Raw genomic sequence first — 26118 nt, 5'->3', positions numbered from 1 at the left:
TTTCTGCTTAAACACTATTCTTCGGTAGTGGTTTCCGTTTCCATGCTTTTAATATAGCCCTTCTTTAACAGGAACGGGATGACGTGGTTACCTGCCAGGTGCACCGCATCTGACGATCCGCGGGTAGACTCAACCCGGATACATGTCACTATATAACCACTGCCCTTTTCTTTTGGTGCAAAGAAAACATACCAGCCGTCGTTAACGCTCTGGTTCCTGACAATACGTTCAGGCGTACCTGTTTTACCGGCTACCTTTATCCCTAATATAGGTGTTTTAGGCGCACTTTGCTCAATCATGTATTGTTTTAATAAGGCCGCGTAGCGAGGATCATCTGCCAGTTTGATACCGCTTTTGACCGCCACTGTCGAGTCGGCAATTTTTAGTGCATACCTGTTAGGCATCAATACACCACTATTGGCTACGCCGGATACCAGCCTTGCAACAGCCGCTGGGGTGGCGATCAATTCGCCCTGTCCCCAGGCCATGCCCGAAATACCTTTTGCCCTTGTTTTATGGATATTATTAGGATCATACCTTGGTTTGGTATTAAACTCGGTTTTACGCCATAGGGCACGCCACTTATCTTCCTGGGTAACATTCAATACCGGTTTGTTATAATAGTAACCTCCTACGCCGTGTAAAAACATGCCGGTTTTTAGATACAGCGTAGCCATATATTCTTCAAGATGTTCCTGGTTAGCCAGCTTAATAAAATATACGTTGTTTGATTTGGCAATAGCCCGCTCCATGGTGATCATCCCGGTTTCGTCCGGCTCGATGCCTTTGGTACGGATCCGCTCCTCAGTACTTACATGATATTGTACTTCGGCGGCGGCTATTCCTAATTTATTGAATGCCGACATCGCTGTTAGAACCTTAGCTGTTGAGCCCGGCTGACTGGCATAGGTAAAGCCCAGATCGGTAGTGGTTAGCCAGGTTGCCAGTTTATTCTGATCGGCAAGCGGCATGGTAAGCTGGTCCCAGTTATGAACAGGTGGCAACGGATATTGTGCAGAGGTAAGTACGTCGCCGGTATTGGATTCAACTATTACCACCGAAACTCTGTTGTCATACAGTGAAGTATCAGATGCGATAGATTGCTGGATGCTTGTTTGCAGATCGGCATCCATGGTGAGCTTTACATCACGGTTTTTATTTTTGAAGGCATTTACTTCCGGGCCGTTAATGTCGCTGATTAGCAGGTTGGCTAATGCGCTGTAATCCTTTTTGGCTACGGTCATTTCTTTCATGCCGCGGGGCAAAAATCTGTCTTCCTGGTAGCGGGATGCTTTTACATTGTAATTGGTGATAGGCATATGAAACCCGCGGAGTTCGGCGGCATGTTCATACTCGGCAAAATAGCCGTTGGTACTGCCGTTAAAAACGCCTGTGTTCTGATCGCCCGTCCAGAAAAACATTTGTTCTTCAAATGGGTAAAACCTATCCAAACGCTTGTGCATAGCCGAATCCAGGTCATAATGCAACATGCCGGAGGCGCTTAATTTATTCTTTTGTTTTTCGATGAGTTCAGGTTTGCTGGTCGCGAGGATAAGTCCGTTACGATCATAGATAGTACCGGCCTGCAACTTGTTCATCAATATGGCTATACGCGGATTGTAGCTAAACATGCGCAAGCCGCTTTTATCGGCAACCAAAGCCGGTTTTACAACCCATTGTTTATTATCTGTAGTGTAGCGGGATACATTGACCACCAGCAATACCACCCCAGCCAACGCAGCTGCCAAAGCAGGTACCAGGTTTTTATCCTGCTGCTTGGTGATGTAATCCATTTGTACGGCCGTGCCCCTTACAGATGATACCGACAAAAGGAAACCCGCTGCCAACAGGTTAATCACCAATGATGAACCGCCGTAACTTTCAAAAGGCAGGGAAACGCCAGATAACGGCAATGCTCCGATAGAGCCGCCAGCTATCAGTAAAAACTGCACAAAGGTACATACGCCTATACCGGCACTGAGATAAAACAGTAGCGGCATCCCCGTTTGCCTGCCTATAATGATGGATCGGTGCAGGTACAGCAAAAACAGGATGAACACCGCGGCCATACCAGCCCAGCCAAATTCTTCGCCGATGGATGGCAGGATCATATCGGTATGGGCTTCGGGGATGGTTTTGGCAAAGCCTTGCCCTACGCCTTGTCCGCTTAAGCCTCCGCTGGCCATAGCCCAAAGGCCGTTAGCTACCTGGTCGCCGCCGTATACTTCGTTATTCCAGGCGTCCTGCCAGATGGCTTTACGCTCCACCAAACGCTCAACAGGGCCGGGGATAATTTTATCAAGACCGGGAATTTTATCGATAGTTAAAAACGCGGTGATCACCACCAAGGCCATAATGGCCGATTCGCTGAGCCTCCTGCGCCTGAAAAACACCACGCCCCCAAGCGAAAAGAAGGTAATACCCGCGCTAAGCCAGATATTATCAAAGAACCAGGTAGTGAGTACAAACAACACCACAAAGCCCGCCATGTACAGGAAATCGCCCCGCGAAAACGAGAACAGGATGATGAACGTGAAACAGATCACCATGGCCGGGCCTAAATCGCCCAGAACCAAGAATAATAATAAGGTAATTATAGTAGCAATAAGCGCGAATGAAAAAAACGACCAGCGCTTGCTCCAACTGGCATACTGACTGATGAACTTTTCGTTCGTAGCAAAAAATCCGGCCAGGAAAATAACGATGAGGTATTTTACAATTTCGCTTGGCTGAAAACCCAGCAGGTTAACTTTCACACCACTACCCTCCGGGCCGGTACCAAACAAAATGGTTGAGAATAATATGGCCATGGCTGCGATAGCCCAGGGCCAGCCGTTGGCAGCAGTCCTGTTCCACTTAAAAATAAGTAAGCGGTAAAAGCCTGAATCGGGGTTAAGCTTACGCAGGTTAAAGAGCTGAATGATACAAATCCCGGCTATACCGATGCCCAAATAAATGAGTGTATCCTTGGCCAGAAACCTGTCACGCAGCGGATCCTGCAAGCTTAAAAGGGTGAGGAGCGAGATGCCGGTGAGCATCATGATGAGCGGTAAAATGATTTGATCGGCGTTGGGGTACCGGGCGTTGAGCAACAGGTGTACAATGATAAAGCCGGCAAAAAAGCAAACGGCTATGATCCAATACCACATGTTAAACTCGTCCTGGTAGCGTACAATAAAGGCACCTTCCTTTTTCAGGATATTAAAATCGCGGGTGGAGAGCAGTTTGATACTATGCGGAGCCTGGTTAAATTTAAATGTTACGTCTTTATCCAGCTCATCAATACCCTGCGAGCGGCCAAACTCAAAGCCCGGCTGCATCGGCAATACTGAAAATGCTTTACCGGTTGGCAGCTTGGCAAATACAAAGCGCCCTTCGGCATCAGTACGGGCAAAGGCGGTTAATGATTGCAGTACTTTCTTTTTCTGATCGTTAAGTACATAAAGTTTTTTGTAGGCCGATCCATTTTCTGAATAAGATGTTTTTGCCCCGGTTTCCTCATCGCTAGAAATACTATCTCGTGGCAATATCATGGTCAGCTTTACCAATACACCGGGTATGGGCTCGCCTTTATGCTGTATAGTACCTTTAATGCTGTATTCGCCGAGGTTAAGATCTGTTTGAGCGCCTAAAGCGGGCGGGTTTTTCAATTCCTGCTCAAAGCGGGTTGAATCATCGCCGGTATAGCCCAATAGCGTGCGGGAGGTAAGTACCCGTTTCTTAAAAGTTTCGCCGCCTTTTTCAAAAGCCTCATCGGCATTTACGTAGTATTTGCGTTTGTTGAGCTCACCGGTGTTATCAACCAGGTCGCCGGCCGCTTTACGTGATGCAATTACAGATTCAATGTAATCCACATCCCTTGGGTCATCAAAATAGTAGCCCTTTTTAAGTAAGGCCTTTACGTTTTGAGCGGTATTGGGCGAGTTAAGATTTACGATGGTACCATCTTTCAGGCGTTTATCAACATCAGTAAACTTAAGCTGTAGTACACTGTACAGCCTTACAAATAAAACGGCCAGCAATATGCCTGTAAGCAACAGGAACAGCCGTTCCATTCGCCTGCCGGGTATTTTTGGATTTTCCTGGGCCATTTATTAGTGGGTAGCTTTAACGGGAACAGAATCGGTTTTGAACATACTGCCAAACAACCTGCCCGAAATGTATTTTTTATTAGGGAACAGGTATGATGCCTGTACCGGCGTTAAACAGTTATTGAACTGCACATTTTTTAAAACCAAAGCATCGTTGTGCGTAACGATAGCCGTAGGGAAACCATCAAAAGCAACACTATCCAGCACCACATATTTACAGTTAGCAGCCAGCGCAATAGCAGGCCCCGAATAGGTGGAATCTTTTTTAAAAACGATAGCGCCTTTTGTTTTAATGTAGAGGCTGTCCTTATTGATATGCAGCGTATCGCTCAATATAATAGGCTGCTGAAAATCAGCCGCCGAAAGCAATAGTGTATGGCCTTTTAGTTTGTTGATGGTATCCTGAAGCTTAAGCTCTGCTGCATTTTTTATATGTCGGGCAACCAGTGTATCCGTCTTTTTAGGAACAGCGGCCTGATCTGCATTCTTTTTAAACTGCCAGATAAATCCGCCTAAAAAAATAAAGCACAGCAGGGTGAGTATGGCTACTGTACCGCCGTTTCCTTTTGTTTTTACTGCAGGTTCTGGCTCTTCCTGCCTTTTTACCGGGGCAGGGGTAACTTCCGGCTGTTCGGCAGTTTTTACGGCAGCTACCGGTTTGGTGGCGCTATGCTGTTTGCGTTCTTTATCGTTATGAACCAATACTACGGTCACATTATCCTTACCTCCACGGCTATTGGCTGCGTCAATCAACTTTTTTCCCTTTTCGGGGAGATTATCATTGCCGGTAAGAATGTCGTTGATCTTGTTTTTATCAACCAAATCGGTTAAGCCATCGCTGCAAATGAGCAGGATATCGCCCGGCAAAAAGGGCGAACTACCTGTTTCCACAAAATCAGGATCTTTGCTGATCTGTCCTGCAAAACCAAGCGCTTTATTGATCTCGTTCCGCTTCGGGTGATCCATTGCAGCCTCTTCAGTCAACCTGCCGGAGTCTTCCAGGAAGCCCACAAAAGAGTGATCTTTCGAGATCTTGATCAGCGAATAATCGCGAAGCAAGTACAGGCGGGTATCGCCTACGTGGGCATAGTAAAACTTATTGTTGAGTACATCGACAACGGCCAGCGTAAGTACACAGGCCATGTTTTCAAGGTCTTTGTTCTGTACTTTTTCCTCGTAAATACGTTGATTGGCAATAGTGAACGTATTTACCAGCAGTGGTACAATATCGCCTGCAATAAATTGCAATTGCTCCAGGATGGTAGCGCGGGCAATTTCGGCAGCTATTTCACCGCCGGCGTAGCCGCCAACCCCATCAACCACACAGGCTATGATAAAATTACCATCGCCCGATTTTTCGGCAATAAAGGCATCTTCGTTGTTTTGCCTTTGTTTACCGGTATCTGTTATCCCGAAAAAATTATTTGCCATGGTTTTAACTGGATTTTTTTATGTCGATAAAATGAGCTACCAATAACAGCACACATACAGCCAGCAGCCCTATTGATAATATTTGTGACATTATGGTTCGGGTTTAAATATGTTGATGCCTACTATGCCATTAAGCAAGATCCTGGAGTTGAACGGCAGCTCAACCCATTGCGGCGAGTTTACGTCGCTTCCGGCTACTTCCAGTTCGTTGATCAGGGTACGCTCGCCAAACGATGCCAGGTAAAACTTGCCGTCGGCCTTGTTTAGCCTGATGCGCAGGTGAGGGGTATTCACCCACTCCGATGGCACTTTAAACACCGCTTGCTCATCCCTTTCTTCATCATTGCCTGATACTACGATATCATCATCTTTTACCAGGTACTCTACCTTGCGGCCTACAAATTGCTTATCGGGCATGATAGTTTCCAGGCGGGCAAGTACTTTAGTGCCGGGTTTGGCCACGTCCTTTTCGTTATAATGAAGGTCGTTAGCGTAGGGCAGTTCATAATAACCCTCGCTGTAATATGTAAAGCCTTTTAAAACTTCGTTACTGATATCCAGCGTTTGGGCAACGCCCGTTTGGCGCGGAATAAAGGTAACCCGCAGGTTCTCTTCCTTTTTATTACTTGTACCGGGCAGCAGTTTGCCTATAAAGCCCTTGTCGCCACGTTTGTAATCAGGGTGTGATACCAGTCTGAATACCCATTTTGAGCTTGAAGGTTCTACCTTTTTGCCCACTTCCTGGTATTCGCGCAGTAATTCGTAAAACTTCTTTACCGATTCATTAACGATAATGCCGAACAAGCCCGAACGGTTGTTTACAAAATCCTGGTAATCTTCCTCATTAAAGCTGATGATAAACTCATGGTAAAAAACTACCCTGTCGGCAAAGGATAGCTGTTTGATAGATTCCTTGAATTTTTCGATGATGTATAAATAAACATCATCGGGCGTTAGTGCTTTTATTTTTACGGCCTCTTCGTTCACCGGTTTACCGTTGGGTAAAAACCAGTCCTGAAGGCCAATACGTTTCCAAAATGTTGATTTAGGTTCCATACTATATTTACTAAATCATTAAAAGTTTAAGTTAGATGTATCCGCTTTTTTCACACTGTCGCGGTAAAACTGGGTATCCTGCTTTTGTTGTTTTGCACGTTGTATGTTGCGTAATATTGAATCGGCCGTAGAGTCAACCTCCGGTGGGATATTGCTCTCGTCTCTGAAATCATTGGGCTTAGTCTGCTGTACAGTATCTTTTTTTTGAGGCAGGATAACTTTATTATTTGCAGCGGAGTCGGTTGGCTTCTTCGATGGTTTAAATAACCGGTTCACCACGCCATGATAAATGCGCCCGCCAAACTTATCCATCACCACAGCCGAAAACACGGTAAAGCCGCAAAGCAATATCATGAACATGATAAAAATTGGCTTTGACATACGTACAGCTTTACTATCAACAGGTGTACTGCTGGTTACCGGTACCGGTTGCTTATTTTCGTTTTCCTGGTAGTATAAAACAAGGCCCTGCAAGCGTTCATTTTCTTTTAGCAAAACTTCGGTATTCCATGATTCATCAGGATTAGTTTTACTAATGGCTCCGATACTGCCCTGCATCAAAGCTTCCTGTAGTTCGATGCCGTTAGCGTATCTGTTATTAATGTCTTTTTGTAAACATTTAGCTACCACCTTTAGCAACCATGCAGGCACCTGCATCTGCATTTCCTTTTGCTCGTCCGACCAGCTTTCGGGCAGGTTTTTGCGGCGCAGCTCCATAACATCCGGAATTTCCGATTCCATATGCGCCAGCATTACCGCTGTACGGGCAGTCTCGCCATTATCTTTTAGTGGGAATGGAACTTGTCCGCCAATTAATTCATACAGGATGATGCCATAACTGTACACATCGGTTTGAAAGTACATCAACCCTTCATTTTGCTCGGGCGCCATAAATTCGATAGCCCCGGCATGGCGGATACTGGTGCGGCGCTGATCATCAGACATAGCCGAAAGACCGAAATCAAGCAATACGTAGTTACCGGTATGCACGTTAAACTTTACGTTATTGCTTTTGATGTCGCCATGTTTTACCGAAACTTTGTGGCAGTGTGATAAAGCATTAGCCAGCTGATCGGCCAGTTTAATGATCTCTTTAATGCTGAAGATGGCCTCGTGAGGTGGCTTCAGCAGGTCTTCCAGATCAGGACCGTCAATATATTCCATCTCGATAAAGGGGAACGAACCGCTTTCGGTAATGCCCGAATTGAGGATCTTAACCACATTGGGGTTAGGTTCTTCGTTTACCTTTTTTAATTTTTCGACCTCATTCTGGAAGTTGCGGAAATTTTTATCGTCGGTGCTTTCGGTATGAATAGGTGTGGGCAGGAGTTTTACCGCGGTAATAATAGGCCCATAACGCCGGCCTTTATAAACGGAGCCCTGACCGCCCGTTCGTAAAGCCCCCATGTTTTCCAAACCTTCGGTAATAGTAAATACTTTGCTCATTGAGTTATACTTGGGGAATGAGTATTCGTGACAAATATTAAAAACTTTTTACTCAACATAACGCAGGCATTAGTGTTTGGTATAAAAATATAAAAAAAATGTGCAGATATGAGGATGTGCAAATATGCAGATGTGCAGATTTCAAATGTGGATATTATTAAAACATTTGATCATCCTTATTAAATTAAGCAAAAATCATCTGCACATCTGAAATTTGCACATCTGCACATCTGAAATTTGCACATCTAAAGTATCACTATCTCATCCACCATCAGCCACGCTTTTGCGCCCGGAATGTACTCGCCCGGTGGGATAATGCCTTTGTTGGTTGCTTTTACCCTGATATACCTTGCCTGCTGCGTTTTGATGTTTGCCCTTACAGCGTTGATGCCATTATCCGGGAAATCAGTTTGGCGGTAAACTTCGGTATAATTACTTCCATCTGTTGATATTTCAAAAGTTAACAATGTTGGTTCCCACATTTTTTGCCAGTGGTACTTTAGGATATTGATTCCCAATTTGGATACGCTTTGCATCGACCCAAGGTCAACCACCGCTTCCAGGTCATCTCCGGCAAAGCCGTACCATTGCCCATCATTATAAAGTTTGCTGCCGAAGATCCCATTCACCAAACCAAAGGTATTACCGGGATTAAAACCGCCCTGAGGTTGGTTTTTAAGTGTTACCGTTTTGCCTATGGCCTTGTGAAGGGTAAATGATTTTTCATAAATACGGCCCTGCTGTTTACCATTGTTAAAAACAGCAGCTTTAATAATGCCTGATGACGTTACGGTGATTGCACCTGTGTAAATTTTATTATTTAACCCAGGTTCAGTACCATCTGTCGTGTAAAATATTTTAGCATGAGGCAAAGTGGTTTGCAAGCTTAATGCTATCCGATGATCTGCCGTTTCTGTTACCGAATCTGTGATCTCATCAAATACATCAGCTGCGTTTATATTTAGCTTTTTGAGCAATGGCTGCTGGTATCGCAGGCGTTTTAAAAAGTCAGGATAGTTTTTATTTTCCTTAGGGCTCCAGGCAACTTCAGCCAAAGCCAGCATTCGGGGAAATAACTGCCGCTCGGCCTGTGCCGGGTTGGCCATGTATTCGCTCCAGGCATTGGCTTGTACACCTTTTATATATTTGGCTTCATCACCGCTGAGCTCACTGGTTATGGGTTCATAATTATAAACCTTGCTTAGTGGCGTATAACCTCCACCTGCCAATGGCTCGGCAGGATAAAGCGACTGATAGTAATCCAGGTACACATATTTTTCGGGCGTCATGATGGCATCATGATGTTGTTTGGCAGCGGCAATGCCGCCTTCTTCGCCTGTCCAGCTCATTACGGTGGCCCCGGGGGTAAGGCCGCCTTCCAATATCTCGTCCCAGCCTATGATCTGACGGCCTTTGCTGTTCAGGTATTTTTCCATCCTACCGATGAAATAGCTTTGAAGTTCCTTTTCGTCTTTTAGATGCTCGTCCTTAATCCGCTTCTGGCATTTAGGGCATGCTTTCCATTTGGTTTTAGGGCATTCGTCGCCGCCGATATGAATGTATTTTGACGGGAACAGCGGCAGCACTTCGTCCATCACATTTTGCAAAAAGGTAAAAGTTTCGTCGTTACCCGCGCAATACACATCATCAAAAATGCCCCAATAGGTAGCGGTTTTATATGGCCCGCCGGTGCAGCCCAATTGGGGGTATGCAGCCAGCGCAGCCAATGCATGGCCGGGCATTTCAATTTCAGGGATTATGGTGATATGCCTTTGTGTGGCGTATTTTACAATCTCCTTTACCTCATCCTGGGTATAATAACCGCCATACCGTTTACTATCAAACCTATGCGGACTATCCTTTTTATGACCGATGATAGTTTCATCGCGGTAAGCCGAAATGCTTTGCAGTAAAGGATATTTTTTTATTTCGATACGCCAGCCCTGGTCATCGGTAAGATGCCAGTGGAAGGTATTGATCTTATATAGCGCCAGCAGGTCTATCCATTTTTTGATGGCTTTCGGTTTGAAAAAATGACGACTTACATCAAGGTGCATCCCTCGGTAGGCAAAACGGGGATAATCCATAATGACGCAGCTTTGTACAGTTACTTTTTTGCCGGATACTTTTAGTAACTGGGTAAGGGATTGCAAGCCATAAAATACACCGGCTTCATCATGCCCCGTAATTTTTATCAGTTTAGCAGTAACCGATAGCTTATATCCCTCTGGTTGGGTAACATATTTATCATCTATATTCAATTGAACAGGAGCATTCAACTTATGATCTGCCCGGAGGCTGAAACCTGAAACAGATTTGATATAGGCATTGAAAAATGTAAGGTTATCCTTGCCGATGTTGGGCGCGGTACCAATTGTTGTTGATTGATTAAAAGTAAAAACCTTGTTTTCGTTTGTCTTTACCATTATAACCGGCCTCGGAATAATACCTTCTTCCTTTACCTGCGCGTTGGTTACTACTGCAAAAAGAAGGCATAGCGAAATACAACTGAAAAATTTGCGGGATGTAAACGGCTTGATCATCAATGTAAATGTAAAGCCGAATATACTTTTTTTGCGTAAAGGCGAATAATGAAATCGTTTAACAATAAAAAACACCACCCCCGTTTTTCTTATCCTACATCAAGTGCCGCCGGTGATTTTGACCGTAATTTTGAATCATAATAACACAGCAAGTATTAAAAGATTTAAAACAAGGAAAACAATGGAAAACACTATAAACGGCATTCACCACATTACTGCAATTGCTGGCAATGCTAAAAAGAACTATGATTTTTATACCCGTGTATTGGGCTTAAGGCTGGTTAAAAAAACCGTAAATTTTGATGATCCAGGTACCTATCACTTATATTATGGCGATGGTAACGGTACTCCCGGCTCCATCCTTACTTTCTTCCCCTGGGAAGGTATAGCAACCGGCAGGCGCGGCGCACGCCAGGTAACTGAAATTGGTTATTCAGTACCAGAAGGAAGTCTTGATTTTTGGTTGAAAAGGTTTGAAGATAACAACGTGATTTACAACAAACCGGCCGAAAAATTTGGCGAACAGTATCTTACTTTCCTGGATCCTGATGGTTTGAAATTTGAACTTATCGTACCAAAAACTGCCGATAACCGTACCCCATGGGAAACTGCCGAAGTAACCTCTGCCAACGCTACCAAAGGTTTCCACAGCATTACTATTACATCAAACAAAATTGAGGCTACTGCCAAAATATTAACCGATGTATTGGGCTATCGCTTACTGGAACAGCATGTTAACCGTTACAGGTTTATTACCGATGCGGTTGAAAATGCCGCTATAGTCGATTTGGTTGAAGTTCCGGGAGAAGTTGCCGGTCATGTAGCCGGTGGTTCTGTTCACCACGTTGCATTCCGTGTACCTAACGAAAAAGTGTTGATGGAATACCGTGAAAAGATAGCTAAACTCGGTTTGCACATCACGGATAAAATAGACAGGAACTATTTCTACTCATTATACTTCCGCGAACCAGGTGGTGTTTTATTTGAAATAGCAACCGATAACCCAGGCTTCGCGGTTGATGAACCAGCCGAGTTATTGGGCACAGGTTTAAAATTGCCTGCACAGTATGAAAACCTGCGCAGCGAATTGGAAAAAACATTACCATCATTAGTTTAATCAGATAGATGTACAGGCACACAAAACAGGTTGTTTCGGCGGGAGTTCCCGCCGAACAGGCCAAAAAAGCTATCATTATGCTGCATGGCCGCGGAGCATCGGCAAGCAGTATCATATCGCTTAAAGATCATCTTGAGTTGGATGGATATGCCATCTTCGCGCCGCAGGCTAATGAGCATAGCTGGTATCCATACAGTTTTATGGCACCGGTGCAGAACAATCAACCGGCACTGGATTCGGCTCTTGAAGTAATTGGCGAACTGGTTGAGGATATCAAACAAAAAGGAATAACACAGGAAAATATTTATTTCCTCGGGTTCTCGCAGGGGGCATGTTTAACACTTGAATATACCGGTCGTAATGCCGGCAAATACGGGGGCATTATAGCTTTTACCGGCGGGTTGATAGGAGAGCAACTGGTTAAGGAAAACTATAAAGGCGATTTTAATAATACCCCGATACTGATCACCACCGGCGATCCTGACCCACACGTACCCGTGAGCAGGGTTAACGAAAGCGTTGATGTATTAAAAGCATTGAATGCCGATGTTGCCCTCAAAATATATAAAGGCCGCCAGCATACTATCTCGCATGAAGAAATAGTATTGGCAAATGAAATATTGAAGAGTTGATTGTTTTCAAAGTTGAGTGTTTTAAGAGTGAAGGGCTGCCCGGAGGGGTGGCTCTTTTTTATGTTTAAATTACGCAAAATGGGTAATGCCTTTCTTGAACGCAGCCATTCTATCGGTATTCTTTATTAATTGCCAGCTTATTTTATATGATTATTTGATGCCCGAAATTTTAGCTTAAGTGCTTAATAAAGAGCATCTAAGCTTATTTTTACTTTTTAAATATAATAACTTAATATTTAAGTAATTTTAGCCTTTATTTTTCTGATAACTTAATTGGTAGACTATGTCTGATAAAATTGTGCTGAGCGATACCGTGCTCATTAGCCGCTTGAAGGCTGATGATGAAACGGCGCTTACCATGATCTACAGACGATACTGGGCTTCGCTTTTTAAGGCTGCTTATAATATTTTGAAAGACAGGCAAGCCTGCGAAGACATTATCCAGGAACTTTTTATTAAGCTTTGGGATTGCCGTGCCGAAGTGGAGATCAGTGTATCACTTAAAGCTTACTTATATGCATCGGTACGCTACGGCGTTTACAGGCAAATCCGGGTAGGGGTGCCTGTAAGAAGCGAAATTTTTGATGATCTGATAGAACGCCTGCATACGCCGGCTACTCACAACAGTATTGAGCATAAAGAACTTTTATTACAGATAAACCAGGTAATTGATACCCTGCCCCAAAAATGCCGGGAAGTTTACAAGTTGAGCCGTGAAGAGTGCCTTAGCCACAAGGAAATAGCGCTGCAACTCAATATCTCCACCAAAACCGTCGAAAATCATTTAACCAAAGCACTTCGCGAGTTGCGCGGCTCGCTGGGAGCAGCTTTTATCGTAGAAGCATTGATGTTTTTCTTGGATAAATAAGGACATCTAACTTGGTGTGTAAACATGTAATGTATTGATATTCAGTGTAAAAAATACTGAATGGCGCTTGCCTGAAATTATTTTTTAACTTTTTTTCATTTCGGAGTAGGGGATACCCCTGTTTTTTTACTCTCCCTCACAAAACACTGTTGTGCAAAAACAAGAATTTTTACAGTTGATAGATAAATACCTGGCCGGGCAAACAACTGCCGCGGAGAAGGAACAGCTGTTGAATTTTTTTGAAAGCTTTCAGGGCGATACCGACGAGTGGGACGAAAAGATAATTGGTGTGAGGCAGGAGTTGGAAGACCGGATGTTAAACAACATCAGGCAGGCGATAGCCCAACCGGTGCTTAACAAAAGCCCTAAAGTTGTAAGTCTACATTTTTTCAGGAATGTTGCCGCGGCAGCTATTCTGCTGGCTGTATCGGGTACGGCTGTGTATCATTGGTATCACAAACACGAACAGCAACAATTAGCCGCCCAAAACAAAGCCATTGTAAAACATGACGTTGATCCCGGTGATAACCGGGCGGTTTTAACGCTTGCTAATGGCTCAAAGGTGATTTTGGATTCGGCCAAGATTGGTTTGCTAAATCAAACAGGCAATATCAGCATCAAAAAAACCAAAGATGGAGAAGTAGTTTACTCTGCCGATAAAGATCAGCAAAATGGCCCTGTTGCCTATAATACTATCAGTACTCCCCGTGGAGGACAATATCAGGTTGTGCTTCCGGATGGTTCAAAAGTTTGGCTTAATTCTGCATCATCTTTAAAATTCCCTACAGCGTTCACCGGTAATGAACGCGACGTTGATCTCACCGGCGAAGGCTATTTTGAAGTGGTTAAAAATAAAGCGAAACCGTTCAATGTAAAGGTCAAAGATATTAATGTGACAGTACTGGGTACGCATTTTAATATCATGGCCTATAATGATGAGGCTGCAGTTAAAACCACCCTGCTTGAAGGCCTGGTAAGGTTAACCCATGGTAACGTAAGTAATATGCTAAAACCCGGTCAGCAGGGTGTTATAAATGATAAAGGCATTAAAATTATTGATGTGGATACCGACGAAGCAGTAGCCTGGAAAAATGGCTTCTTTGACTTTGAACGGGTAAACATACAAGATATTATGAAACAGCTTTCGAGGTGGTATGGTACCGAAGTAATGTACGAAGGCAAAATACCTGATGATGAGTTTGTAGGTAAGATCAGAAGGGATGTAAAACTATCGCAGGTGTTGCATATCCTTGAATTAAGCCATGTGCGTTTTAGGATCGAGAACAAAAAGATAATTGTTACCCCTTAAAATAACCGGCAACTGATTTTTAACTGCTAAACAAAATCTATGAAGAAAAACTGACTATAACTCCTCAAAATATTCCAACCTAAGTTTCCTTATCCAAATGAAAGAAAAGCCGGAAGCGCTGCAACGCTTCCGGCATAATGAATTGGATCAAGCTTTCCTGAGTTTTCAATAACAGATTTTTTTAACCCAAACATCACGAAGTTATGCATTTAAACTTTACTGGTAAAGTATTTAGTGCCTTTGGTACACATTCAAAACTGTTTTTGACGATGAGATTGACCGTCTTATTACTAACTATCGGCTGCCTGCAGCTAAGTGCTAAAAGTTTTTCACAATCTATAACCTTGAATGAGAGAGGGATAGCGCTTGATAAAGCTTTTAAGGCAATTGAGAAGCAAAGCGGCTACTATTTTTTCTACAGATATAAGGACATTTCAAAAACCAAACCGGTTAATCTTTCGCTAACTAACGCCACATTGCAGGAAGCATTGCTGCAGTGTTTTAAGGATGAGCCACTAACGTATGTTATTGATGATAAAAATATCATCGTAAATAAAAAAGATGCCACTGCAAACACTACGCAGGCACCAATTACCATTACAGGTACTGTTGTTGATGATAAAAACCAGCCGCTTCCGGGTGTTAATGTTAAAGTAAAAGGCACTAATGCAGGTGCTATAACAGGTGTGGATGGTAAGTATACGCTTAGCGCCGAAGATAACGGGGTATTGGTGTTTACTTTCATCGGTTTTCAAACTAAAGAAGAACCGGTTAACAAGCGGACAACTATCAATGTTGTTTTGAGTGAGGATAACAAGGAGTTAAAAGAAGTTGTTGTTGTTGGTTACGGTAACCAGGAACGTAAAGATGTAACGGGTGCGGTAGGCTCAGTAAAAATGGCCAATATCAAAGAGATCAAGACAGCAAGCCTTGATTTGAAGCTGGCCGGTCAGTTGGCCGGTGTTACCGTAAATCAGGTAACAGGAACCCCGGGTGGTGGTGTATCTGTTAACATCCGTGGTGCGGGTTCAATTGGGGCAGGCGATGATCCGCTGTATGTAATAGACGGTTTTCCGATATCTCAGGGTTTCGATCAGTATTCCAATCCTTTAAGCACTATTAATCCTGATGATATTGAAAATATCAGTGTGTTAAAAGATGCGGCTTCTACTGCTATCTACGGCTCGCGCGGTTCAAACGGCGTTATTTTGATCACTACCAAGCGGGCAAAAAAAGGCGAATCATCAGTAACGGTAAATACATCCACCGGCGTGCAGAGCATCCTATCGCAAAGCAAGCTAAAAATGATGACTGCCTCACAATTTGCACAGTGGCGCACAGAGGCTATCCAGGATGCCAACCAGGTAAACGGAACCAATAACCCCATCCCTGATGCCTATAAAAATCCCGCTGCTTTAGGAAAAGGTACAGATTGGTTTGATGCGGTAACAAGGGTAGCGCCAATACAAAACTATGACGTAACGGTATCTAACGGAACCGAAAAAGCCCGCTCCCTGTTTTCAATGGGGTATTTTGACCAACGCGGAACCGTGCTTAACACCGGTTTTCAGCGCTATTCATTAAAGGGAACAATGGATGCTGATGTGGCGAAAAACGTTACCGTTGGTTTGAGCATTGCGCCCACATACAGCTTACGTAATTTGCAGCAAACAGATGGGCATTTCCTTTCAGCTGCCTTGAGCCAGGCTTATCTTGAAAGCCCGCTTATCCCAGTAAAACAACCAGATGGCTCATATACCAATGTTATAGGATCGCCGGGTACATTCCAGAATGTGAACCCGGTAAGCGCATTGGTAAATACGACAAATATGTATAAGCAATTCCGTACGCTGGCCAATGCCTATGCCGAATGGAAGGTTATTGATGGACTTACATTAAGATCAACCTTTGGTGTTGATTATCAAAATAGCAACGGCGACTATTTCCGGCCGTCATTTTTGGGGGGCTTTAATGCGCCAAACCGCGATGGTACACAGGTAAAAGCTGTTGGTTCATTTAACTCATCAAACACCTTTAACTGGCTTAGTGAAAATTCGGCTACCTATAAAAAAACATGGGGTAATCATACATTAACCGTTTTAGGCGATTATTCGGTACAACAGGAAACCAACCGTTACCGTTTAACATATGGTACCGATTTTCCTGATGATGCTATCCATACTTTAGGTTCAGCAACAACCATTACCGCCAGTTCAAGTAATGAAGAATGGCGTCTCCTGTCGTTGGTAGGCAGGGTAAATTACGCTTATAAAGACAAGTACCTTTTAAGTGCCTCAATCAGGCGTGATGGTTCATCAAGATTTGCACCCGGGCACAGGTGGGGGACATTTCCGTCGGTTTCGGGCGGATGGCGTATTTCGGATGAGCCGTTCTTTCCTAAAACGTCTTTTATCGACCAGGTTAAGTTTTCGGGCAGTTACGGCCATGCCGGTAATAATAACGTAGCAAGTTATATGTGGGTATCGCAGGTTGGCGATACCAATTATACGTTTGGCGGGGCGCTTGCTCCGGGTAAATCTTTAACAGATTTGGGCAACCAGGAACTGGGTTGGGAAACTACTAAACAGCTTGATTTGGGTGTTGATATTTCCCTGTTAAAAGGCCGTGTTTATTTAATTGCAGAGTATTATAACCGTTTTACTGAAAGATTACTTCAATATATTCCGGTACCCGTAGTTTCGGGTTACACCGGTGCTTTGACAAACGTTGGTAATGTGCGTAACAGGGGCTGGGAATTTACCTTAACTACAAAAAACATAGTTAGCAGGGATTTTAAATGGAGTACCGATATGAACATTTCGTTCAACCGTAACAAAGTAATTAGCTTGGGCCCTACACCCTACATATATGATGCACCAATTAATGATAACCCTACCAGCATAACGCAGGCGGGGTTACCATTGGGGCAATTTTATGGTTACATATTTGAAGGAATATTCCAAAATCAGGCCGAACTTGATAAATATCCGCATTTTGATGGCGAACAAGTTGGTAATATCAGGTACAAGGATGTTAATAATGATGGCATCATTGACGGGCATGATCAGGTGCCTATCGGTAACCCGTGGCCAAAGTTTACCTTCGGTTTTAACAATCACTTATCTTATAAAGGCTTTGATATGAATATCATTTCGGCAGGCTCAGTTGGCGGGCACGTATTTGATATGTACAAACAGTTTACCACTAACCTTGATGGGGTATTTAATGTTGAACAATCGGTAATACAACGCTGGCGGTCGCCTCAGCAACCGGGGGCGGGCATATTGCCAACAACTGTATCAAACACTAACCTTGCGCGTGATTATTACCCTTCATACTGGGTTGAAAGTAACTCATACCTGATGGTTAAAAACATCGATCTTGGATACAACTTTAAAACAAAGTTCAGCAAAAATTTCAGGGTTTATTTTAGTGCTCAAAACGCTATCCTGATAACAGGATACAGAGGCGGAAGCCCTGAAGTAGGCATTGAAGGGCAGGATGGTAACCGTTCGCTTTCACCAAATGTAAACTTTACGGGATACCCGGTTTCGGCTGTTTATACATTGGGTTGTAACGTAACATTTTAAAGTATCGAGGCTTTTAAAGTATCAATTGATAAGTTCAAACTTTAACAACTGAAAAGCATGAAAAAATATATATACCTTTTAATTTTCCTTTGCGTGACTGTTTTAAGCAGCTGTAAAAAGGATTATCTGAGTCTTCAGCCTACCGATACTCAAAATGGTATCAACTTTTTTAAAACTAAAGCCCAGTTTGTTCAGGCTACTAATGGTGCGTATGCCCCGCTTCAGGGCTTATATAATGGCGCATTTTGGGCTATGGCCGAAATGCGGTCTGATAATACGTCGTACGAGTATGACCCTTATGATCGTTCTCGTACAGATAACGAGGAAATAGATGAGTTCCGGGAGTTGAATAACAACGGTTTGGTAGAGTCTTTTTTTAATTCCAGTTATATAGATATTGGCCGCTGTAATGTTATTCTTGAGCGTTTACCTGCGGCTAAGCTTGATGCCGGTATTTCAGATACTATAGCCGGGCAGGCATCGTTTTTACGCGCCTTTAATTATTTTAATATTGTGCGCATGTTTGGTGATGCTCCTTTAGTACTTACGGAAGCACAATCTGTAGGCGATGCATTTAAAGTTGCCACTAAAAGTCCGGTTGCTAAAATTTATACCCAAATTATTGCCGATGCCCAGGCGGCAATTGCTAAATTACCGGTAAAGTATTCGGCTACTACCGATAAAGGGCGTGTGACTAAGGGTACCGCCGAAACTATGCTGGCCGAAGTGTATATGACCCAAAAGAAATTTGACCTGGCTATACCGCTGCTTCGAGCAATTATTTCGTCAGGTGCTTACAGCCTGAATGCTGATTATGCCGATAACTTTGATATTCATAAAGAAAACGGCCCCGAATCGATATTTGAGATCCAGTATATTGAGGGGCCTAACGGGCTTGGCAGCGATTTTGTTGATACTTTCATCCCCTGGGATTATTATGATACTGATATTACCGGTTACGAAATAGCTAATGGCGCTCAAAACGGTTGGAATATCCCCACACAAGATCTGGTAAATGCTTATGAAGAGGGTGACAAAAGGAGGGACGCCTCATTAACTGATTTTACATCAGACGAATACGGCATCGATTTGCCATTCATTAAAAAGTATCAAAGTATTGGTGCTGTTAAAGGCATCACCGGTAACAATTTCCCGGTTTATCGCTATGCTGATGTTTACCTGATGCTGGCCGAATGTTTAAATGAGCAAGGCTTTGCAGGCGGCGGCGATGCGTTCAAATACCTTAACCTGGTTAGGGAGCGCGCCGGTCTTGAGCCTAAATCAATGGGGAATGCCAATCCTGATTTAAATGTTTCCAGCCAGGATGAGTTTCGGGCTGCTATAGCGCACGAACGCCAGGTTGAACTCGCTTTTGAAAACCATCGCTGGTTTGATTTGCTTCGTACCGGCAAGGCCACTGAGGTAATGAAAGCACATGCTATCAGCGAACGTGCCTATAAAAATGCTTCATGGCAAATTAATTCGGCTGCCTACAGCAATATCCGTTTGCTTTTCCAATATCCGGTTGACGAGGGCAACCTTGAGCATTGATAATGTTATATGTCCCGGTTAAAACTTTTATCGGGGCATATTACGTTTATAGGTATATATTGCAATGAACGCATCATTTTTTGAGATGCCTCAATAAAAATTACAGGTGCATATCAAAACAATATCGCTGTTAAAGTATATTTAATAGCATAAACTATTAAACCCTAAAAAAGGTATGTGTAAAAAGGTATGCACACGCATCATTATATTGCTTTTTTCGTATCTGCCAATAATTGTACACGCTCAAAAAGCGCCACCTGTTCCGCCGCCTTTCAGGGTTGATAATCTGATTTGCGAGTATAAAATAAACCCAATCTCTATAGATGTGGCCAATCCGCGTCTTGGCTGGAAACTAATTACCCGCGACCGAAACGTTCAGCAAGTTGCTTATGAGGTGCGGGTAGGCAGCAATGCTGTGTCACTGTTAAAAGGCAAAGAACTGCTCTGGACATCGGGCAAAGTTGCATCCGGCGAATCGTTGCACGTTTACTATGGCGGCCCTGCACTTGCCTCACGGCAAAAAGTTTACTGGCAGGTACGTATCTGGAATAACAGGCAGCAGGTTACTTCCTGGAGCATGGTTAATTCATGGAAAATGGGTTTGCTTAAACCAACTGACTGGAGCGCTAAATGGATAGAGGATAATTACCTGTCAGATACTACCGGTGGCCCGAGCCCTATGTTCAGGAAAACGTTTAAGCTTGATCATAAAGTGCGCGCTGCACATCTGTACATTACTGCACATGGTTTATACGAAGCACAATTCAATGGTAAACGTATCAGTACAGATTATTTTGGCCCAGGATGGACAAGTTACAATAAACGCCTGCAATACCAGGTATACGATGTTACTGCCGATTTGCTGAAGGGTGATAACGCAGTTGGCGTAACCCTTGGCGATGGCTGGTACCGTGGCTATACCTATAATCGCCGAAAAAATGTTTATGGTACCAAGCTTGGTTTACTGTTCCAATTGGAGGTTGTATATACAAACGGTAAGCGAATACTGATTAATTCCGACAAAACCTGGAAGGTGGCTTACGGCCCAATCCGCTCATCGTCTTTTTTTGACGGCGAGGTTTACGATGCCCGCAAGGAAAAGAAAGGCTGGTCTACCATTGCTTACAAAGACCTAACCTGGGATTCGGTGCGAACCATTGATACCATTAAAGATAATTTAGTGGCCTCGGTTGGCCCTCCTGTGCGCAAGCACGAAATGTTTAAGCCGCTGAAAGTATTTACTACTCCTGCAGGTGAACATGTGGTTGATTTTGGTCAAAACCTGGTTGGCTGGGTACAATTTAAACTGAAAGCCAAAGCAGGCGATACTATAAAGCTTTTTCATGCCGAGGTTTTGGATCAGAAAGGAAATTTCTACACCAAAAACCTGCGTACTGCAAAACAGGAAAATACTTATATTTTCAAGGGGGACAGCGTTGAGACTTTCGAGCCGCATTTTACCTTTCAGGGTTTCAGGTACCTAAAGGTAGAAGGCTACGACGGTCAACTGGATTCGACAAATGTGGTAGCCAATGCTGTTTACTCAGATATGGCGCAAACGGGGATGTTTTCAACCTCCAACCCGCTTATTAACCAGTTACAGCATAATATCCAATGGGGGCAAAAAGGTAATTTTATTGATGTGCCTACCGATTGCCCGCAGCGTGATGAACGTATGGGCTGGACGGGCGATGCACAGGCCTTTTGCCGTACGGCCACCTTTAATATGGACGTAGCCGGTTTTTTTACTAAATGGCTGAAAGATCTTTCGGCCGATCAGCATAAAAACGGGGCTGTACCTTATGTGATTCCTGATATGCTGGACAGTGCTTCGGCTGCGGCTTCGGGTTGGAGCGACGTGGCTACCATTGCTCCCTGGAATATTTACCTGGCCTATGGCGATAAGCAGGTTTTGGAAAATCAATATCCAAGCATGATATCCTGGGTGGGATATATTACCCGCCACACCCGCAACGGCCTTTGGGACACCGGTAACCACTTTGGCGACTGGCTGTTTTACGCAGGTACCGACTATGCCGACGGTGCCGCCCTTACCGATAAAAATCTGATAGCCCAGGCATTTTATGCTTACTCTACCCAACTGGTTATCAATGCTGCTACCATATTGGGTAAGCAGGATGATATTAAAAAATACACCGATTTGCTGGCCGATATCAAAAAGGCTTTCCTGGCAGAATATGTTACGCCTAACGGGCGCATGATCTCCGGCACGCAAACATCTTACGTACTTGCACTGAATTTTGATCTGCTGCCCGAAAACCTGCGCGAATCAGCAGCCAAAAGGCTGGTAAACAATATTGAGGATTATGACGAACACATTACAACAGGCTTTTTAGGCACACCCTACATCTGCCACGTGTTAAGTCGTTTCGGTCACACCGATATCGCCTATGACCTGTTGATGAAGGAGTCATACCCCTCATGGCTTTATCCCGTAAAAAACGGGGCTACTACTATATGGGAGCGCTGGGATGGCATAAAACCCAACGGCACCTTTGAAGACCCGGAGATGAACTCCTTTAACCATTACGCTTATGGAGCTATAGGCGATTGGATGTACCGTGTTATTGCAGGCATCAATACCGATGAGGCTGCTCCGGGTTTTCATAAAATCAATATCTTTCCGCATCCCGGTGGTAAACTCACCAATGCCAATGCCGAGTTGGAAACCCTTTATGGCAAAGTAAAATCGGCCTGGAGCATTGACAATGGTATTTTTACGCTTGATGTTATTGTCCCGCCGAACACCACTGCTACGATCACCCTGCCGGCTGTTGATGGTCCGGTTACTGAAGGTAATATTGATATCAACACCAATAAAGATATTGCCAACATCAAACCAGTTGGCGGCGATATGCAGATGGATGTTGGCTCGGGCACTTACCAGTTTAAATATATCTTAAAAACGCATAAAAAGTAGCTAAGGGCATTATTACACATGGCAACAACGGTAGTCAATCAGCAGGGGACATTTAAAGATATAGGTAACGTAAAGGCCAACTGCCTGAGGCTGCTTTCGCTTGATTTTTTCAGGGGATTTACTGTAGCTGCCATGATCCTGGTAAATGATCCCGGAGATTGGGGGCATATTTACTGGCCGCTTGAACACTCCAAATGGAACGGCTGTACCCCAACCGACCTGGTATTTCCTTTCTTCCTGTTTATGGTAGGTGTATCCATTGTATACGCAATGGAAAGTAAAAAGGCGGATACTGCAAACCATAACAAATTACTGCTATTTATTTTAAGACGCACGCTGATTATCATAGCGCTCGGCGTCTGTCTACCATTGATCAACGATTTTCAATTCGCGCATCTGCGTTTTCCCGGTGTGTTGCAGCGCATCGGGCTCGTATTTGGCATAACTGCCTTGCTGTATGTTAAAACCGGTATACGTACACAGGTAGTTATTGCCGTAAGCTGTCTTGTTGGCTACTATTTATTGATGACGCTGGTACCCGTCCCTGGATTCGGAACGCCTAATCTGGAACCGGCTACCAATTTAGGAGCCTGGATCGACAGATCGGTATTTACCGAAAACCACCTCTGGGGTTCATCCAAAACCTGGGATCCGGAAGGTTTACTCGGCACAATTCCCTCTGTTGCAACTTGTTTATTAGGGGTATTCACCGGCACCTGGCTTAAAACCGGCAAATTTAAAACCAGTACCGATCTGTTTAAAATGATGGGCGTGGGTGTTGTATTGATCGTGCTGGCCTTGATCTGGAATATATTCTTTCCTATCAACAAACAACTGTGGACAAGCTCATTCGTATTGCTTACTGCAGGATTAGCTATTAATATCCTGACGCTTTCCTATTGGTTTATTGATATCAAAGGGAATAAAGCCTTACTGCCGCCATTTTTAGCTTTTGGCCGCAATGCTATTGCCGCTTATGTTTTGGCCGATATTATCCCGGCTGTAATAGCCGCTATTCCTGTGGGTAAAACCAATTTATGGTCGTTTACTTACAATAATGCGTTTGTGCCGTATCTGTCACCCGAGAATGCATCGCTGGTGGGTGCTATCTTAACTGTGCTGATCATTTTTATCCCGGTTTGGATCCTATATAAAAAGAATATCACTATCAAGGTATAGCCTTGTTCATTATCTCCTGAAATGAAGAAAATACTATCGTCAAAATATATTATTCTATCCGTCTCGCTGCTTTTATCAGTAATAACAGTAAAGGCGCAGTTTCATATTATCCCGCAGCCGGTAAGCTTGAAAGGCGGCAAGGGTAGTTTTATCCTGAGTAAGAACGCTGTGATTGGGGTTAATAAAGAGACCGAGCCGATAGGTAAATACCTGCAGGATTATCTTAATCAAAATTATGGGCTGCAAACTACGGTGAAGGTTTTTGATAAGATCCCGGCTAATACGGCTATCAGGTTAAATAATGTTTGGTCGAACGCGGAGAGTGCCTATACCATGCATGTCACCCCGGCATCGGTAAGTATCAGCGGTAACGGAGCAGGTGTGTTTTACGGGGTACAAACATTGATTCAATTGTTGCCTGCCGATAAAAGTCCGGTGTTGAAAATAAGTGCATGTACTGTTGCCGATCAGCCGCGTTTTGGATGGCGTGGGTTAAGTTTGGATGTAAGCCGTCATTTTTTTACTGTTGATGAGGTGAAAAAGTATATTGATGTAATGGCACATTATAAGCTTAATACGTTTCACTGGCATTTAACCGATGATGAAGGCTGGCGTATCCAGATTGATAAATATCCCCGGCTAACTGAAGTGGGTTCAAAGATCAGTTATTACGCCAAGCGGGGTGAGTTCCGTAAGCTGGACAACCTGATTGATGATGGCCGCGATGGTTTTTATACCAAGGATGAGATAAGGGATGTGATCAAATACGCGCAGGACAGGTTTGTAACCATCCTGCCCGAAATTGAGATGCCGGGCCATAGCGAGGCTGCTATTTTTGCATATCCTCAGCTGGGCTGCCAGGACTCGACGGGAGCCAAACATCGGGTACGAATGCTCGACCCAAGTGAGTACACTTTCAAATTTATGGAGGATGTGCTGACTGAAGTGATTGCCTTGTTCCCGAACCAATACATTCATATTGGTGGTGATGAGGCGGAGATGGTAGACTGGCTGAAAAGCCCGACCGCAGTCGCCCTCATGAAACGTGAGCACTTGAAAAGTGAAAAAGAAGTTCAGAGTTATTTTATTAAACGAATAGAAAAATTTCTGCTTTCGAAAAATAAGCGACTGGTAGGCTGGGACGAGATCTTGCAGGGCGGTCTTGCGGAATCGGCCACGGTAATGAGCTGGCAAGGAGAGGCCGGTGGAATAGCAGCCGCCAAAATGCATCACCACGTGGTAATGACACCTTTACCATACATGTATTTCGATGCCCCGCAAGCCAATGAAGACCTGGAACCCATAGGCTGGAACCCGCCGGTTACCTGGCAAATGGTTTACAACTACGAACCGCAATCAAAAGAACTGACCAATGCCGAGGCCGAATATATTTTAGGTGCGCAAGGCAATATCTGGAACGAAAAGGTGCCTAACGCGCAGCACCTGCAATACATGGTTTATCCCCGTGCCCTTGCCGTAGCCGAACTCACCTGGAGCCCCAAAAGTGAAAAGGACATTGAACGCTTCGGCTGGAAAATGAAAAACCAGTATGGTTTATTTAAGCTATGGAATTTCAATGCCCGCCTGCCCGATATTGATGGGGTTGATAACGTTATTACCAATAAAAGCAGGTTTAAACTAACTTTGAATTATCCATTGAAAGGTGCTACAGTTCGTTACTCGCTAAACGGCAAAATGCCGGATAATAATAGCCTGGCTGTGCCTTTTCCGGTAAATATCAATGTACCTTTAAAAGATAGTATCGGCTTAAGAACATTTACCACCTGGACATTGAATGATCAGCACATTCGCCAAACAGCCAATATTAAGCGTGTGAGTATCAAGCCTGCACACGAAAAAGTAGCTAAGCTGAAACCCGGCATGGCCTATGAGGTTTTTAAAACCGGGGAACGTGATATAGCCAAACTGCAAGATGAAAAGCCGGCAGAAATGGGTGAAACAAACCTGATAGTTCCTGTGAAACCTGTTAACGAAGGCTTAATTAATTGGGTGAAAATTAAAGGCTTTATTAAGATAGATAAGGAAGCGGATTATGAACTAACTACAGGTTTTGAGGTTAGTCCGGCTTTGTTTTTGGATGAGGTGCCGGTGATAAAAATGGGGATGAATACATATGTTGAACCGCAAAAAGCATTGTTACACTTGAAAAAGGGCGTATATGCTTTGAGGGGCCATTACATTGCTGATAAAGCCAACGAAAACCAAACCCTGATAGAATTGAAGATTGCGGGAGGGGAAAAGCTTTATCCTAAGTTTTATTTGATGCATTAAGCAAGGAATTTGTAGAGACGCATCACATGCGTCTCCTTTAGGACGAGAAACTGTGTTTGCCCTTGTGATTTG

The 26118-nt window shown here is 43.9% G+C and carries 14 protein-coding genes; 9 read left to right on the top strand and 5 right to left on the bottom strand.

Annotation, left to right across the window (positions count from 1 at the left end; all coding sequences use genetic code 11):
• Window positions 1-14 precede the first annotated feature (14 nt).
• From AC59JO_RS03085 to AC59JO_RS03065, 5 genes are all read right to left on the bottom strand, one after another.
• Window positions 15-4091, bottom strand: coding sequence for an FtsW/RodA/SpoVE family cell cycle protein (locus AC59JO_RS03085; RefSeq protein ID WP_497303355.1), 4077 nt, complete (start codon window positions 4089-4091; stop codon window positions 15-17).
• A gap of 3 nt (window positions 4092-4094) precedes the next feature.
• Entirely contained in the window at window positions 4095-5522 is a 1428-nt protein-coding gene (locus AC59JO_RS03080) for a protein phosphatase 2C domain-containing protein (RefSeq protein ID WP_497303353.1), read from the bottom strand.
• Between the two features lie 90 nt (window positions 5523-5612).
• Window positions 5613-6578 carry a hypothetical protein gene (locus AC59JO_RS03075; RefSeq protein WP_413669143.1) on the bottom strand — a complete coding sequence of 322 codons (966 nt, stop codon included), beginning with the start codon at window positions 6576-6578 and terminating at the stop codon, window positions 5613-5615.
• A gap of 18 nt (window positions 6579-6596) precedes the next feature.
• Window positions 6597-8024: a serine/threonine protein kinase gene (locus AC59JO_RS03070; RefSeq protein ID WP_413669142.1), complete on the bottom strand. Its 1428-nt coding sequence runs from the start codon at window positions 8022-8024 to the stop codon at window positions 6597-6599.
• 245 nt (window positions 8025-8269) lie between these two features.
• Window positions 8270-10567: a glycoside hydrolase family 20 protein gene (locus AC59JO_RS03065; RefSeq protein WP_497303351.1), complete on the bottom strand. Its 2298-nt coding sequence runs from the start codon at window positions 10565-10567 to the stop codon at window positions 8270-8272.
• 181 nt (window positions 10568-10748) lie between these two features.
• Between AC59JO_RS03065 and AC59JO_RS03060 the strand changes: the two genes are divergently transcribed.
• The 9 genes from AC59JO_RS03060 (at window position 10749) to AC59JO_RS03020 (ending at window position 26046) form a co-directional block, all read left to right on the top strand.
• Window positions 10749-11684: a ring-cleaving dioxygenase gene (locus tag AC59JO_RS03060; protein ID WP_497303349.1), complete on the top strand. Its 936-nt coding sequence runs from the start codon at window positions 10749-10751 to the stop codon at window positions 11682-11684.
• A gap of 8 nt (window positions 11685-11692) precedes the next feature.
• Window positions 11693-12316, top strand: a complete 624-nt coding sequence (locus tag AC59JO_RS03055; RefSeq protein WP_413669139.1) for an alpha/beta hydrolase — start codon at window positions 11693-11695, stop codon at window positions 12314-12316.
• A 283-nt stretch (window positions 12317-12599) separates the two neighbouring features.
• Window positions 12600-13184: an RNA polymerase sigma-70 factor gene (locus AC59JO_RS03050; protein ID WP_413669138.1), complete on the top strand. Its 585-nt coding sequence runs from the start codon at window positions 12600-12602 to the stop codon at window positions 13182-13184.
• Window positions 13185-13335: 151 nt separating this feature from the next.
• A complete protein-coding gene (locus AC59JO_RS03045) occupies window positions 13336-14493 on the top strand; it encodes a FecR family protein (RefSeq protein WP_497303346.1) in 1158 nt (385 codons plus the stop codon).
• 269 nt (window positions 14494-14762) lie between these two features.
• Entirely contained in the window at window positions 14763-18083 is a 3321-nt protein-coding gene (locus tag AC59JO_RS03040; RefSeq protein WP_413669136.1) for a TonB-dependent receptor, read from the top strand.
• Window positions 18084-18140: 57 nt separating this feature from the next.
• Window positions 18141-19634, top strand: coding sequence for a RagB/SusD family nutrient uptake outer membrane protein (locus AC59JO_RS03035; protein WP_497303344.1), 1494 nt, complete (start codon window positions 18141-18143; stop codon window positions 19632-19634).
• Between the two features lie 175 nt (window positions 19635-19809).
• Window positions 19810-22575, top strand: coding sequence for a family 78 glycoside hydrolase catalytic domain (locus tag AC59JO_RS03030; protein WP_497303342.1), 2766 nt, complete (start codon window positions 19810-19812; stop codon window positions 22573-22575).
• 18 nt (window positions 22576-22593) lie between these two features.
• Complete coding sequence (locus AC59JO_RS03025; RefSeq protein WP_497303340.1) at window positions 22594-23754, top strand: acyltransferase family protein; 1161 nt, start codon at window positions 22594-22596, stop codon at window positions 23752-23754.
• A 21-nt stretch (window positions 23755-23775) separates the two neighbouring features.
• Window positions 23776-26046 carry a beta-N-acetylhexosaminidase gene (locus AC59JO_RS03020; RefSeq protein ID WP_497303338.1) on the top strand — a complete coding sequence of 757 codons (2271 nt, stop codon included), beginning with the start codon at window positions 23776-23778 and terminating at the stop codon, window positions 26044-26046.
• Window positions 26047-26118: the final 72 nt, after the last annotated feature.

This window comes from Mucilaginibacter sp. A5337 (genome assembly GCF_059690695.1).
Note: the sequence above shows the minus strand (reverse complement) of the source record. Positions and strands in the feature narration are given on the sequence as shown.

What these genes read in the sequence shown, in the direction of transcription:
- AC59JO_RS03035 (WP_497303344.1), top strand. Translation starts at nt 18,141, where the DNA reads ATGAAAAAATATATATACCTTTTAATTTTCCTTTGCGTGACTGTTTTA.
- AC59JO_RS03030 (WP_497303342.1), top strand. Translation starts at nt 19,810, where the DNA reads ATGTGTAAAAAGGTATGCACACGCATCATTATATTGCTTTTTTCGTAT.
- AC59JO_RS03060 (WP_497303349.1), top strand. Translation starts at nt 10,749, where the DNA reads ATGGAAAACACTATAAACGGCATTCACCACATTACTGCAATTGCTGGC.
- AC59JO_RS03055 (WP_413669139.1), top strand. Translation starts at nt 11,693, where the DNA reads ATGTACAGGCACACAAAACAGGTTGTTTCGGCGGGAGTTCCCGCCGAA.
- AC59JO_RS03040 (WP_413669136.1), top strand. Translation starts at nt 14,763, where the DNA reads ATGAGATTGACCGTCTTATTACTAACTATCGGCTGCCTGCAGCTAAGT.
- AC59JO_RS03080 (WP_497303353.1), bottom strand. Translation starts at nt 5,522, where the DNA reads ATGGCAAATAATTTTTTCGGGATAACAGATACCGGTAAACAAAGGCAA.
- AC59JO_RS03065 (WP_497303351.1), bottom strand. Translation starts at nt 10,567, where the DNA reads ATGATCAAGCCGTTTACATCCCGCAAATTTTTCAGTTGTATTTCGCTA.
- AC59JO_RS03050 (WP_413669138.1), top strand. Translation starts at nt 12,600, where the DNA reads ATGTCTGATAAAATTGTGCTGAGCGATACCGTGCTCATTAGCCGCTTG.
- AC59JO_RS03075 (WP_413669143.1), bottom strand. Translation starts at nt 6,578, where the DNA reads ATGGAACCTAAATCAACATTTTGGAAACGTATTGGCCTTCAGGACTGG.
- AC59JO_RS03070 (WP_413669142.1), bottom strand. Translation starts at nt 8,024, where the DNA reads ATGAGCAAAGTATTTACTATTACCGAAGGTTTGGAAAACATGGGGGCT.
- AC59JO_RS03025 (WP_497303340.1), top strand. Translation starts at nt 22,594, where the DNA reads ATGGCAACAACGGTAGTCAATCAGCAGGGGACATTTAAAGATATAGGT.
- AC59JO_RS03085 (WP_497303355.1), bottom strand. Translation starts at nt 4,091, where the DNA reads ATGGCCCAGGAAAATCCAAAAATACCCGGCAGGCGAATGGAACGGCTG.
- AC59JO_RS03020 (WP_497303338.1), top strand. Translation starts at nt 23,776, where the DNA reads ATGAAGAAAATACTATCGTCAAAATATATTATTCTATCCGTCTCGCTG.